Raw genomic sequence first — 14,554 nt, forward strand, 5'->3', positions numbered from 1 at the left:
GGGGGCCGGTCGGGTCGGCCGGTCCGCCGGACCAGCCGGTTGGGTCGGATGGTTGAGTCGAGTGGTCAGGCCGGTCGGTCGGGCCGGCCCGGTCGGATCAGGTGGTCGGATCGGCCGGGCTCGGCCCGACCGGGCCGGCCAGGCGGGCCGGACGGCCGGTCAGACAGGCCGGACGTACCCGGTCAGCACGCGTCGGCGCGGGCGTCGACCGTGAGCCGGATCAGGTCCCGCGCCTCGTCCAGCGCCGCCGTCACCCGCTCGGGGTCCGGGCGGCACGCGATGACGTGCCCGAGGCGGTCGCCCGCGCTGCGTGCGCGGTGGACTCCGGCGCCGGGCGCGGCGGTGACGGTCACCGCCTCGACGCCGTCCACGGCCCGCGCCCGCGCCACGCCGTCGACGGCGTCGAGGACCCCGTCGGCGTCGGCGAGCAGGAACTGGATGCCCGCGTGGACGGCGTGGACGGGCTTGAGGTCGGGGGCCAGCCCGATCGCGGCCCTGAGCTGCTGTTCGAGCAGGTCGACGCCGCTGGCCAGCCGGACGAGTTCGGGGATCATGCCGCCTGCGGGACGCGGGTTGATCTCGATCACGGCCGGTCCGTCCCCGGTCAGCTTCACCTCGGTGTGGGTGGCGCCGAGGCGGATGCCGGCCGCGTCCAGGGCGGCCGCCACGGTCTCGGTGATCCGCTGGGCGGTGCCGGCCGGCAGCGGGGCGGGGAAGAGGTGCCGGTGCTCCACGAAGTGGGGGCTGCCGGTCACGGACTTGGCGGTGATGCCGACGCACTCCGTCCCGCCGTCCCCGCCGAACATCTCCACGCTGTACTCGGGACCGTCCAGGTACTCCTCGACGAGGACGGTCCGTGCGGTCGGCATGCCCCGGGCGTTGGTGGTGACGGCGAGGACGCGCCGGGCGTGGGCGAGGGCCTGCGCCTCGTCCGTACAGAGCAGGACGTTGACCGAGCCGGAGTCGTCGGCGGGCTTGACCACGCACGGCAGTCCGGTCCGGGCGACGGCCTCGGCGACCTCGCCGGGCTCGCGCACCACCGCGTACCGGGGCTGGCGCACCCCGGCCCGGTCGAGGAGGGCGCGCAGGGCGGACTTGTCGCGGCAGGCGGTCACCGCCCCGGGCGGGTTGCCGGGCAGGCCGAGCCAGCGGGCCAGGCGCGCGGCGGCGGGGACGTAGAAGTCGCTGGTGGTGGTGACGCCGGCGATCTCCTCGCGGCGGAAGCGCTCCTGGAGCACGGCCCGCAGCGCGGCGTCGGAGTGGGTGTCGCAGCGGATCACCTCGGCGCCGGTGGCGTCGAGTCCCCGGTAGCGGTCGGGGTCGCCGGTCAGCAGCACGGGCGCGGTTCCGAGCCGGTCCCGGGCGAGGCCGAGGGCGAGCATGCCGGTGCCGGTGGTGTTGGACTCGACGAACACGAGGTGCCGGCGCAGGTCCTCGGGGGCGCGGTGGGCCTGCCGGGACCAACGGGTGACGGCGGTCCCGGCCGCGACGACGGCGGGGCGGTCCGACGCCGGCAGGGTGTGCAGGGCGTGCGCGTCCCAGTGCTCGTCGCTGTAGACGGTGTCGGCGTAGCGGTCGCCGCGGTCGGGCAGGATGCCGACGACGCGGGAGCCGGGTGCGGCGCGCCGGGCGAGGTCGCCGAGGACGCGGTAGACGGAGCCGGAGGTGTTGCCGCCGAAGATCTGCTGCTCGCGGGCGAGGTCGCGGGTGGCGGCGAACGCCTCGTGGTCGTTGAGCCAGTGGACCTCGTCGACGAGGGAGCGGTCGAGGTTCTTCGGCAGCAGGCTGTTGCCGAGGCCGCTCTGCAGCCGCTGCGGGACGTCGGGCTGTCCGAAGAGGGCGCTGCCGACGCAGTCGACGCCGACGATCCGGACGTCGGGCAGGGCCTCGCGGAGCGCGCGGCCCGTCCCGCAGAGCGAGCCGCCGCTGCCCACCGCGCCGACCAGGGCGTCGACGTGGCCGAGGTCGTCGAGGAGTTCGCGCGCCAGGTCGCGGTAGGCGCCGGGATTGTCGGGGTTGGTGTACTGCTGGGGCCAGAAGGCGCCGGGCAGGTCGGCCATCAGCTCCGCGAGCCGCTCCAGGCGCGCGGACTGCCAGCCGTGGCTGGTCATCGCCTCGACGACGTGCACGCGGCACCCGAGGGCGCGCAGTTTCGCCAGCGTGACGGGGTCGATGCGGGGGTCGGTGACGATGTGCACCTCGTGGCCGAGGGAGCGGCCGACGAGGGCGACGCCGAGCGCCATGGTGCCGGAGGAGCTCTCGACCACGGGGGCCCCGGGGCGCAGCATGCCGAGCGCCCTGGCCTCCAGGACGATGTTGCGGGCGACCCGGTCCTTCATCGCGAAGAGGTTCTGGAGCTCCAGTTTGGCGTAGACCTCCACTCCGCGTTCCTCGCCGAGGCGCAGCCGGACGAGCGGCGTGCGGCCGATCGCGTCCGTCAGCGTGTCGAACAGCATGGTCAGGTCTCCCGTCGGTGGAGGGTGGGGCCGGCCGGGACGGCCGGTCGCGGGCCGGGGGCCCAGTCGTCCCCGGCGCCCAGGGCGCGGTGGACGGAGACCTCGCCGCCCAGCGGGGCACAGCCGGCGCGGACGTGCCGCGTCTTGGCGTCGAGTTCGGGGTCGTGGGCGTCGAGGAGGACGCCGAGCAGGGTGCCGCTGTGGGCGAGGACCAGGCCGTGGCCGTCGACCTCCCGGCACAGGGCGCGCAGTTCGGCGAGTCCCGCGCGGGCGCGGCGGCGGCCGTTGAGTTCGGCGCTGCGGGTGGCGACCTCGCCGACGGCGGGCAGGTCGCCGGTGGCGACGGCGCCGGCGAGCCGGTCCAGGAGCCTCGCGTACTCGTGGCGTTCGGCCGTGCCGATGGTCCCGGCGGACCGGTTGTGGGCGACGGTGTCGACCTGTCCGCCCTCGTCGTGGGCGACGACCGCGAGCGGGGGCAGCGTGCCGAGCCGGCGGCCGAGCCGCACGGCCCGGTGGTGGAAGCAGACGACCTCGTCGTACATCACGCCGTCGGCCGGTTCGACGCCGCGCAGGAAGGCCTCGGTCCGCGCGGGGCCGAACGTCCGCCCGTACGCGGCGCCGACGGCCCGCACGGTGGCGACCAGGTCGGCCGAGGAGCTGGCCATGCCCTTGCCCTCGGGCAGGTCGCCGCCCAGTTCGAGCAGTCCGCCGCCGCTCTCGCCGAGCGCGGCCAGGACGGCCTCGGCGACCCGGCGGGACTTGCGCTTGTGCGCGGGCACGACGTGGACGTTCCGGCCGGCCGGGGCCGGGTGGAAGACGGCGGTGGCCCAGCGGGCCAGCGGGAAGGTGACGAGGAAGTCGCCGTCGGGGCCGGGCAGGGCGCCCTGGAGGAGTTCCCCGAAGGTGCCGAAGGCGTGCCCGGTGCCGGGTGCGGGCGTCCCGGCGGCAGGGGCGGAGACGGGTGCCACGGTTGCGGTGCCGGGGGCGGGTGCCACGGCGACGGGGACGGAGGCGGGCGCCGTGGCTACGGGGGCGGAGGCGGGTGCCGGGCCGATCGGCGGGGCCGGGGGCATCACCGCTCCCCCGTCCCCGGCCGGTGGCCGGGCTCCGTGCCGTCGGCCGGGCCGAGTGCGCGGGCCGTCTCGGCGGCGCCCGCGCGGACGGCCCCGGCCCGCAGGTTCCAGGCGGCGCGCAGTTCTTCGTGGGCGTCCCGCTGGGCGTGCAGGGCCCTCGCGACGGCCTCGGGGTGGGCGGAGCCCTCGGAGGCCAGGCGGGCGAGGCCGCGGTCGACGTCGAAGGCGTCGGCGAGCAGTCCGGCCGGGTCGGCGAGGGTCAGCGCGTGTTCGGCGGCGGCCCGGGTCAGCAGGTCGGGCGCGCCGGGGTGGGGCGGGACCCCGGCGGTGGCCGCGCTCACGATGTACTTCCCGGCGACGACCTGCGCGGTCCGCCACGGTACGCCTTCGGTGAGGGCGAGGGCGTTGGCGAGGCTGAAGCCGCCCAGGTACTCGCGTGCGCACACCGCGCGCATGCGGTCGGCCCGGAAGTCGAGGCGGCGGACCACTTCGGTGAGCAGCCGGACCGTGCCGTGGGCCGAGTCGAAGGCGGCCAGGACGTGGGTGCCGGCCTCCTTGGACACCTCCACCAGGTTGCAGAAGGGGGTGTTGCGCTGGCCGAGGAGGACGTCGGTGTGGAAGGCGGCCAGGTGGGCGGTGCGGCCCCGGACGCGTTCCAGGACGGGGTAGTTCTTCTTCTGCGGCATGGCCGAGGAGATGCCGGACAGTTCGTCGGGCAGTTCGAGGAAGCCGTACTCGCTGCCGCCCCAGGTGAGCAGGTCGGTGGTGAAGCGGCTCAGGGCGGCGCCGAGCAGGCCGAGTTCGGCGGTGGCCTCGGCGCTCCAGCGGCGGGACGCCACCGCGGTGAGGGCGTTGGGCTGCGGGCGGTCGAAGCCGAGGAGGCGGGCCATCCGCACGCGGTCCCAGGGCAGTTCCTGTCCGGCCATCGCCCCGGCGCCGAGCGGGCAGGCGTTCATGCCGTCGTAGGTGTGCAGCAGCCGCCGCTGGGTGTGCAGCAGGTGTTCGGCGAGGGCGGAGAGGTGGAAGCCCGGGGTGATGATCTGCGCGGCCTGGAAGTGCGTGTAGCCGGGCATGGGGAGTTCGCGGGTCTCCTCGGCGCGGGCGAGGACGACGGCGCACAGGTCGAGCAGGGCGGCGGCGAACCGCGCGACCTGCTCGCGGCCGAACATCGTCTGCGCGCAGGCCTGGAGGTCGTTGCGGCTGCGGTCGACGTGCCAGCGGGGCACGGGGGCCGGCAGTCCGGCCGTGACGTGGCGTTCGAGGGCGAAGGCGATGTCCGACATGTTGGCGTCGGGCCGTGCGGCGAGGGTGTCGGGTCCGACCTCGTCGAGGAGGGCGGCGACGGCGCGGGCCTCGGCGGCGGTGAGCAGGTCCATGCGGACGTACTCGGCCGCCAGGACCTTCTCGACGGCGACGTAGTGGTCGAGGAGGTGGCGGACCTCGAACCGGAACTGGGGGGCGAGCACCTCGTCGTGCAGCAGGTCGCTCGGCCCGCCGCGGATGCGGCCGCTGAGTTCGGCGGCGGGCGCCGGGGGCTGACTCGTCACGGTGACGGTGTCCGTTCTGTGCGGTGGGATGGTGGTGCGCGGTGCGGGGCGGCCGGGACGGCGTCCGGGGTCACCGGGCGCGGTGTCCGGCCGGCCGGGCGGCCGGGTCGAGGGCCGTATCGAGGGCCGCGTCGAGGGCCGCGGCGACGGCCCGCACGTGCGGAGGCCGGACCAGGGCGTAGTGGTCGGCGTCGCTGTCGTGCCGTACGAGACCGTCCGGTGCCCGTTCGGCCCACCGGTCGGCGGAGTGCGGCGCGGTGCCGGTCGTGCTCGCGTGGAAGTGGACGGGGCCGGTCGCCACGGGCGGCCGGTAGCGGGCGGCGGCCAGCAGTCCGGTGCGGAAGACGGCGTGGTGGCGTGCCAGTTGGTCCGCGTCGAGGGCCGGTGCGCGGCCGTCGGCCGCGAGGGCCGCGGCGACGGCCCGCAGCCGGGCGGGGGTGTCGGCGGCCGTCTCCAGGGCGGCGCGCAGGGCGGCCCGTGCGGCGTCGTCGGGGTCGGAGCCCGCGGACCGGGCGAGGTCGTCGTGGAACCATTCGAGGAGCGCGGTCCCGTCGGCGGGCACGTCCGTGGTTCCGGGATACGCGGTGTCGAGCAGGGCGAGGGTCGCCACCTCCTCGCCGTCGGCGCGGAGCTGGTGGGCCATCTCGTAGGCGAGCAGTCCGCCGAGGGACCAGCCGGCCAGGTGGTACGGGCCGTGGGGCCGGACGGTGCGCAGGGCGGCGACGTGGGCGGCGGCGAGTTCCGGTACGCCGGCGTGCCCGGTGTCGTCCGGGGTCGCGGCCGTCAGGCCGGGCGCCGCCAGGCCGTACACCGGCCGTCCCGGTCGCAGGGCCGCCGCGAGGGGGCGGTAGCACAGGACGTTGCCGCCGACGGGGTGGACGAGGAAGAGCGGGGGCAGGTCGCCGTCCGGCCGGATGCGCACGACCGTGTCCGCACGGCCGTCCGGGCGGCGGGCGCGCAGGGCCCGCGCCTGCCGGGCCACGGTGGGGTGCTCCATCACGGTGGCCACCGACAGGCGTTCGCCGAAGGCGGCGTTGATCCGGCCGATGAGGCGCAGGGCGTCGATCGAGTGGCCGCCGGCGGCGAAGAAGTCGTCGTCAGCGCCGACCGGTCCGGTGCCGAGGACCTGTTCCCACAACCGGGCGAGCCGGGTCTCGACGGTGCCGCGGGGCGGTCGGGACGGGGCGCGGCGGGCGGTGTGCGCCGGGTCCGGGGCGGGCAGGGCCGCCCGGTCGAGCTTGCCGTTGCGGGTCAGGGGCAGCGCGTCGAGGAGCACCCACGCCGAGGGGACCATGTGGGCCGGGAGGCGGGTGCGGGCGTACGCGTCGAGCTCCGCCCCGGTCGCGGCCCCGTCCGCCGCGGCGCCGCCGGTGGCGACCACGTAGCCGGTGAGGCGTTCGCCGTGGAGGAGGACGGCGCAGGCGCGGACCGAGGGGTGCTCGGCGAGGACGGCCTCGATCTCGCCGGGTTCGACGCGGAAGCCCCGGATCTTCATCTGGTGGTCGGTGCGCCCGGCGTACTCCAGGGCGCCGTCCGCCCGGTACCGGGCGAGGTCGCCGGTGCGGTAGAGGCGCCGGGTGACGCCGTCGGGGCCGGTGTGCTCCGGGAACCGTTCGGCGGTCAGGTCCGGGCGCCCGTGGTAGCCGAGGGCCAGTCCGACGCCTTCGAGGAACAGCTCGCCGGTGACGCCCGTGGGCACCTCGCGGAGGTGTGCGTCCAGCACGTGGGTGCGCATGTTGGCGATGGGCCGGCCGATCGGCACGGTGGTCCCGGCGTCGGGCAGGCAGCGCCACGCGGTGACGTCGACGGCGGCCTCCGTGGGGCCGTACAGGTTGTGCAGCTCGACGTGCGGGAGCAGGTCGAGGAAGCGGGTCCGCAGCTCGGGGGGCAGGGCCTCGCCGCTGCACAGGACGCGGGTGAGGCCGGCGGCGCGGCGGACCGCGAGCGGGTCGTCGAGGAAGACGTCGAGCATCGACGGCACGAAGTGCACGGTGCTGACGCCCTCGTCCGCGACGAGGCCGGCCAGGTAGGCGGGGTCGCGCTGGCCGCCGGGGCGGGCGAGGACGAGCACGGCGCCGGTGAACAGGGGCCAGAAGAACTCCCACACCGACACGTCGAAGGTGTGGGGCGTCTTCTGGAGGACGCGTTCGCCGGGGGTGAGCCCGTAGGCCTCCTGCATCCACAGCAGGCGGTTGGCGATGGCGCGGTGGGAGACCACCACGCCCTTCGGCGTGCCCGTCGAACCCGAGGTGAAGATCATGTAGGCGGGGTCGTCCGGACCGGCGGCGGTCGTGGGGACGGACGGACCGGCTGCGGTCGTGGGGACGTCCGGACCTGCCGCGGTCGTGGGGACGGACGGACCTGCCGCGGCCCCGGGTTCCGGGTCGCTCCACGGCTCGTCCGGGACGACGACGGTCACCGCCGGGGCGTCGGTGGGGCCGCCCGCCCGCAGTGCTTCCGCGCGGTGGCCGTCCGCGACGACCAGGCCGACGCCGGCCTGCGCGAGCAGCGCCCGGACGCGCGCCTCGGGGTGCTCGGGGTCCAGCGGCACGTACGCGGCACCGGACTTGAGCACCGCGAGCAGCGCGACCGGCAGCGCGAGGGAGCGGTCCATCAGCAGGCCCACGAAGGTGCCGGGCCGGGCGCCGAGGGCCCGCAGCCGCGCGGCGAGGCGCTCGGCGGCCTCGTCGAGCTGCCGGTAGCCGAGCGCGGCGCCCTCGAAGCGGAGGGCCGGTGCGTCGGGCGTCCGCCGGACCTGCCGGTCGATCAGCCCGGTCAGCGTGTGCGGGGCGTCGTAGTGCCGTTCGGTGGCGTTCCACTCGGCGTGCCGGCGGCGGTCCCGCGGCGGGACCAGGTCGGCCGCGTGGCAGTCCTCCTCGGGGGTGTCGGCCAGCGCCCGCAGGGCCGCCGCGTAGGTGGCGTGCAGCGCGGCCGTCCGCTCGGCGGTGAACCGCGCCTCGTCGTAGCGCAGGCCCAGTTCGAGGACGCGCCCGTCGGGGGTGCGGGAGAACTCCGCGCCGAACGCGACGTCCGTGGCGGCCTCCCCGGTCTCCTCCAGGACGGTGAACGTCCCGGCGGGCGGCCCGTCCCGCTCGACGTGGAAGTGGGTGTAGTTGAAGAAGGTCTCGAAGGGGGTCGTCCCGCCGTTGCGGCGCACGATCTCCGCGAGCGGATAGCGCCGGTGCTCGTGCACGCGCAGGTCCTGGTCGGCGACGCGGCGCACGAGGTCGCGCCAGCTCTCCGGGGCGAGGGCGAGGCGGAAGGGCAGGGTGTTGAGGAAGGCGCCGACGACCTTGTCGCCGTCGGTCTCCTCCGTACGTCCGTTGACCACGACGCCGGTGGTGATCTCGTCGCCGCCGCCCATCAGGGCCATGACCCGCGCGTGGGCGGCGAGCAGGACGGTGCGCAGCGGCACGCCGAGTCCGGCGGCGAGCGCGGAGAGCCGCTCGTGGAGTCCGTCGGGCAGCGGTGCGCGGTACCAGGTCGTCCGGGGGGCTCCGCCGGTGGTGGCGCTGCGCGGCAGGCGGGTCAGGGGGGCGTCCTCGGTGACCTCGTCCCAGAAGGCGCGCTGGGCGGGGTCGGCGAGCGCGTCGCGCTCCAGGGCGACGAAGGACGCGAAGCGGGAGCGCGGGGCGGGGGCCGGTGGCGCGGGGGCGTCCCCGGCACTCTCCTCGGCGGCCTCCCCGACACCGTCCGCGGTCTCCCCCGCCGTGCAGAGCCCGGCGTAGCGGGAGGCGAGTTCGGTGAGCAGGGAGCGCTCGCTCCAGCCGTCCATGACGGCGTGGTGCTCGGCGACGAAGAGCTGGAAGGTCGTGTCGGTGCGGCGCTGCACGTGGAAGCGGACGAGCGGTGCCTCGTCCCAGGCGAACGGGCGGGCGCGTTCGGCCTCGTAGTGGGCGGCGACGGCCGCCTCCCGCGCGGGCGCGTCCAGGCCGCGCAGGTCCTCGAAGGTGATGCGGGGGCGGGCGTCGGGGTGGACGAGCTGGAGGGGCTCGCCGAAGCCGTGGGGGTCGAAGGAGGTGCGCAGCATCTCGTGGCGGGCGCCGGCCTCGGCGACCGTGCGCCGCCAGGCGTCCTCGGACCAGGGCGCCTCGACGTGGTACGAGCCGACGTTGTGGTAGACGCGGCCGGTGCCCGCGGGCAGGTCGCTGTGGAAGAGCATCCCGGCCTGGAGCCGGGTCATCGGGTAGGCGTCCTCGAGACCCGGGGGCAGGGCGGCCCGGTCCGCGTCGCTCAGCAGCGAGAAGGGCCGGTAGGGCACCGCGTCGGCCGGTGCGTCCGGGGCCGCGGCGACGGCTCCGGCGAGCCCGCGGACGGTCTGGTGCCGCATCAGGTCGGCCACGGCGAAGCGCAGTCCGCGGTCGCGGGCCAGGGCGAGCACGCGGAGCGAGCGGATGGAGTCGCCGCCGAGGGCGAAGTAGTTGTCGAGCGCGCCGATCCGTTCGTGTCCGAGGACCTCGCGCCAGATCTCGGCGAGGGCCGTCTCGACCGGTCCGCTCACCGGTTCGTGCGCTCCGGTGGGGCCGAGGGCGACCGCCGCCGCGCTGCCCGGTGCCGGCAGGGCGCGCCGGTCGGCCTTGCCGTTGGCGGTGAGCGGGAGGGCGGGGAGGGTGAGGAAGGCGCCGGGGATCATGTAGCCGGGCAGCCGTTCGGCGAGGTGGGCGCGCAGCGCGTCGACGCCGAGCGGGTCGGCGCCGTCGGGCCCGGCGTGGGGGGCCGGTACGACGTACGCGGTCAGGACCGGGCTGCCGGTGGCGTCCGGGGCGACGCGGGCGACGGCGGCGGCGACCCCGGCGTGGGCGGTGAGGGCCGCCTCGATCTCGCCGAGCTCGATGCGGAAGCCGCGCAGTTTGACCTGGTCGTCGATCCGTCCCAGGTACTCCAGTTCGCCGTCCGCGCGGAGCCGGGCGAGGTCTCCGGTGCGGTACAGCCGCTCCCCCGAGGCGGCGGTGGGGAAGCGTTCGGCGGTCAGCCGGGGGCGGTCGAGGTAGCCCAGGGCGAGGCCCGCCCCGGCGACGTACAGTTCGCCCACGGCGCCGCGCGGCACCGCCCTGCCCCGCCCGTCCAGGAGGTGGAGGCGCAGGTCGGGGATGGGCACGCCGATGACGCTGCCGCGTCCCTCCTCGGCGTCGCAGGCGGTCAGGGGGCGGTAGGTGACGTGCACGGTGGTCTCGGTGATGCCGTACATGTTCACCAGGCGGGGCGCGGTGTCGCCGTGGCGCCGGAACCAGCCGCGCAGGGCGCCGACGTCCAGCGCCTCGCCGCCGAACACGACCTGCCGCAGCGCGAGCCGGTCCTCCCGGGGGGCGTCCGCGTCGACGCGGTCGAGCTGGTGGAAGGCGGACGGCGTCTGGTTGAGGACGGTCACCCGCTCCTCGCTCAGCAGCCGGCGGAACTCCTCCGGGGAGCGGCTGGTGGCGTACGGCACGACGACGAGCCGGCCGCCGTGCGCCAGGGCGCCCCACAGCTCCCAGACGGAGAAGTCGAAGGCGATGGAGTGGAAGAGGGTCCACACGTCGTCGGCGCCGAAGCCGAACCAGTGGTCCGTGGCGGAGAACAGCCGGGTGATGTTGCGGTGCGGCACCAGGGTGCCCTTGGGGTGTCCCGTGGAGCCGGAGGTGTAGATGGCGTAGGCGAGGTCGTCGGGGGTGACCCCGCTGTCGGGGGCGGTCGCGGGCAGCCGGTCCAGTTCGGCCGCGTCGGCCTCCAGGTCGACGGTACGCAGGCCGGGGGCGTCCCACAGCGGGCGGGTGCCGGTGGTGCCGACGACGTGCCCGAGGCCGGCGTCGCCGACGATGTGGCGCAGTCGCTCCGGCGGGTTGTCGGGGTCGAGGGGCAGGTAGGCGCCGCCCGCCTTGAGGATGCCGAGGAGTCCGACGACGAGTTCGGCGGACCGGGGGACGCACAGGCCGACGAGGGTGCCGGGGCGGACGCCGAGGGCGCGCAGGCGGTGGGCCACCCGGTTGGCGCGGCGGTCGAGGTCGGCGTAGCGCAGACGGCGTGCGCCGTCGGTCACCGCCACGGCTCCGGGCGTGCGGGCGGCGTGCTCGGCGAAGAGTTCGTGGGCGCAGCGCCCGGAGGTCCGCGCGGCAGCGGCGGGCAGCGGGGAGGTCAGGGGCAGGTCTTCGTCGTCGGCGAGCATCGGGAGCGCGGACAGCGGCAGGTGCGGTTCGGTGACGGCGGCGTCCAGGAGCCGCAGGTAGTGCCCGGCGAACCGTTCGATCGTGGCGGCCTCGTAGAGGTCGGCCCGGTATTCGAGCCGCAGGCGCAGGCCGCCGCCCGACCCCACGACGTCGAAGCTCAGGTCGAACTTGGCGGTGTCGGAGGGCCCTTCGAGCAGGCGGACGCGGGGGCCGGGCAGTCCGGCCGTGGTGTCGTCCTCGTCGTGGAGGCCGAAGAGCACGTCGAAGAACGGGGCGCGCTCCGTGGCGCGTCCGGGGTTGAGGTGTTCGACGATCCGCTCGAAGGGCAGGTCCTGGTGGTCCTGGGCGTCCGCGACGGTGTCCCGCACGGCGGTCACGTGGTCGAGGAAGCGGGGGTCCGCGGTGAGGTCCGAGCGGATCACGAGGGTGTTGACGAACAGACCGACCGTGTCCGCGAACTCCTTGCGGTTGCGGTTGGCGACGGGGGTGCCGACGAGGACGTCCTCGCTGCCGGACCAGCGGCCGAGCACGACCTGGAGGGCGGCGAGCAGCGTCATGAAGCGGGTGCCGCCGGTGTCCCGGCAGACGCGGTCGACCCGTTCGAGCAGGGCGTCGGGGAGCGGGACCTCGTGCGTGGCGGCGGCGCGGGGCGCGGGGGCCCCGGGGCCGGGCGCGGCCGTCGGCCGGTGGTCGGCGGGGATCGCGGAGGAGGGCAGTTCGCCGCCCAGCCGTTCCGCCCAGTGGGCGAGCTGGCGCTCGGCGGCGGGGCCGCGCAGCCATTCCTCCTGCCATTCGGAGAAGTCGGCGTACTGGAATTCCGGCTCGCCGATCCGGACCGGAATCCCACGCCCGTCCGTTTCGGCGGCGTAGTCCTCCAGGATTTCCCGCAGAAGGATTCCCGCGGACCATCCGTCACCGACGATGTGGTGCATTCCGAGTGCCAGTACGGCGCCTTCCGGGCGGCGCAGCAGGGCGGCCCGGAACAGCGGTCCCGCCGCGAGGTCGAAGGGCCTGCGGTACTGGGTCTCCATCCAGTGCCGCACGGCCCCGTCGCCGTCGCCGCCGGCCGTCTCCACCGCCCAGTCGAGCCGCGCGGAGGCGTCGACGCACTGCGTCAGCTCGCCGTCCGCCAGCACGAACCGGGTGCGCAGTGCCTCGTGCCGGTCGACGAGCCGGTGGACGCAGGCGCGCAGGAGGTCCGGGTCCACGTCCGCGTCGGCGTCGAACGCGCAGAAGACCGGCATGTGATAGGTGGGCCTGTTCCCCTCCATCTCCTGGAGGAAATACATGCGCTGCTGCGCCCGGGAGGCCCGGAAAACGGCGACGGACGGCTCCGCGGACGACGCGGTGGACGACTGTGCGGACGACGCGGTGGACGGTTCTCCCGGAACGACCGGGACGACCGGAACGTGGGTGGCCAAGACAACTCCCTCGACCGTCACGCCTTTTCTGACGCGCGGCACCTTTTCCCGACTGGGCGAATGCCACGCTAGGTGCGCGCCGTATTCCGTAGACAGTCCCGACCTGCCGGTCCCCCCGAGCCGTGACACGGTTTCGCGCCCCACGCCGAACACCGCCCGGGGCGCCGAAAACCACGGGCCTCCCGGTCCCGGCCCCGGCAGGATGCCCCGTATGAACCACCTCCTGTACGGGCCGGCCACGAATGCCGCTCTCCCGCCCGAGCTCCTCGACCGGCTGGTCGCGGTCGCGGACGACGACGTCGCCGCGGGCCTCGCCGGCCGTACGGACCCCGGCCGTGCCCGGGCGAACGCGCCGGTCTCGCGCGTCGAGGAGAGCGCCGTACGACTCGCGTACGCGGGCCACCCGACCGCGGCCGACGTCGATCCCCACGTACGGCCGGACGCCGCCCCGGCCCTGCTCGACGAGGGCGTCGGCGACCCGGAGTGGGCGTTCCTCCTCGTGACGGACCCCCTGGCCGAGCGGCGGGAGAAGCTCGCCTCCTGTCCCGGCCTCCCCCGGAGGTGGTGGGGACGCTCGCCGCCGACGCGGACGTACGGGTCGTGGCCGAACTCGCCTCGTGGGCCCCGCCGTCGGTCGCCGCCGAGCTCGCGGCGCATCCGCACGCCGAGGTCCGTCGAGCCGTGGCGGCCGACGAGAGGACGCCGCCCGCCGTGCCGGCGGCGCTGCTCATCGGCGAGGGTCTGCCTCCCGCACGGTGGTGCCCGGTCTGCGAGCGCGAGGAGACACCGTTCGTCCACGGGCCGCGGTGTCCGCGGCCCGACCGCGACCTCCTGCCCGGCGCCTCGTGCGACGGCTCCCACCGGTCCACCGCGCACGGGATCCGAGAGACGGCCCTGAGGAACCCGGCCACCCCCGCCTGTGCGGTCGTCCGCTTCGCCGACCCTCCTTCCGTCCCGCTGCGCCGGTCACTCGCCGCCCGGCCCGACCTGCCCGCGGAGGTGTACGGGCGGCTCGCCGTGGACCCCGTCCCCGGCATACGCGCCGACCTCGCCGGGAACCCCGCGATCGACACGGCCCTGATGCGCGCCTCGGCGGACGACCGCGACCACTAGGTGCGGCGCGGGCTCGCCCACGACCCGCGCGTCCCGCTCGACGTGCTCGTCCGCCCGGCGGCCACGACCGGGCTCGGCGTCGCCCCGCCGCCGCGCGTCGCCACCGCCGGTCCGGCCGAAGTGGTGGAGCTCGCCCGGTCGAAGGACCCGGCCGTACGGATGCTCGTGGCCCGGCGGCGCGATCTGCCGGCGGGCGTCCGCGACGCGCTCGCCGCCGGCCCCGACGCGAAGGTGCTGACGTCCGTCGCCTCGCACCCGGGCCTCTCCGAAGCCCGTCCGCGTTCCCCGGCCGACCGGCACGGAGTCCGTGTCGTCGCCGAGGTGGCGGCCGATCCGGACGCGCCCCCGGCGCTGCTGGAGGACCTGTCCCGGCACGAACCCCCCGCACGGAAGGCGTTGCGCGCGATCGCCCGGCACCGCAACGCCACGGGCGCGGCGCTGCGCGACTGCCTGACGGACCCGCGGGCACGGCCCCTGGCCGCCGGCCACCCGGCCCTTCCCCCGCACGTCGTCGCGGACCTGCTCACCGACGCCGACCCGCAGGTGGGAGAGGCCGCGGCCGCCGACCCGTCGCTGCCGCCCGCCGTGATGGCGGACCTGGTGCGCCGGTCGGGACCGTCCTGACGGCACTCGGCCCGTCGGCGCCGGTGGTCCGGCCCCCCGCCCACGGTCCCACCCGCCGCCGGACCGCTTCCGGCTCCCCCGCCGTCGCCCGCCGAGCGGGGAAAGGAACGCCGGCCGCCGCCGCCCCGCCCCGCCCCGCCAGGGGAGGCACCGGCCCGAGCCGACACGTTTCGGCTC

The 14,554-nt window shown here is 76.3% G+C and carries 4 protein-coding genes and 1 pseudogene; 1 reads left to right on the forward strand and 4 read right to left on the reverse strand.

Annotated elements, in window-relative coordinates:
- Nucleotides 1-182: 182 nt before the first annotated feature.
- From ACFYNX_RS11505 to ACFYNX_RS11520, 4 genes are all read right to left on the reverse strand, one after another.
- Entirely contained in the window at nucleotides 183-2,456 is a 2,274-nt protein-coding gene (locus ACFYNX_RS11505; RefSeq protein WP_388660290.1) for a pyridoxal-phosphate dependent enzyme, read from the reverse strand.
- A gap of 2 nt (nucleotides 2,457-2,458) precedes the next feature.
- Nucleotides 2,459-3,529: a kinase gene (locus ACFYNX_RS11510; RefSeq protein WP_388660293.1), complete on the reverse strand. Its 1,071-nt coding sequence runs from the start codon at nucleotides 3,527-3,529 to the stop codon at nucleotides 2,459-2,461.
- Entirely contained in the window at nucleotides 3,529-5,076 is a 1,548-nt protein-coding gene (locus ACFYNX_RS11515) for an argininosuccinate lyase (RefSeq protein WP_388660296.1), read from the reverse strand. The genes ACFYNX_RS11510 and ACFYNX_RS11515 overlap by 1 nt, the downstream gene beginning before the upstream one ends.
- A gap of 70 nt (nucleotides 5,077-5,146) precedes the next feature.
- Complete coding sequence (locus ACFYNX_RS11520) at nucleotides 5,147-12,640, reverse strand: amino acid adenylation domain-containing protein (RefSeq protein WP_388660299.1); 7,494 nt, start codon at nucleotides 12,638-12,640, stop codon at nucleotides 5,147-5,149.
- Nucleotides 12,641-12,851: 211 nt separating this feature from the next.
- On the opposite strand from ACFYNX_RS11520, the pseudogene ACFYNX_RS11525 reads away from it, so the two are divergent.
- A pseudogene (locus ACFYNX_RS11525) lies at nucleotides 12,852-14,377 on the forward strand (hypothetical protein).
- Nucleotides 14,378-14,554 lie beyond the last annotated feature (177 nt).

This window comes from Streptomyces sp. NPDC007872 (assembly GCF_042868165.1).
In the GTDB taxonomy this organism is placed as follows: Bacteria; Actinomycetota; Actinomycetes; order Streptomycetales; family Streptomycetaceae; genus Streptomyces.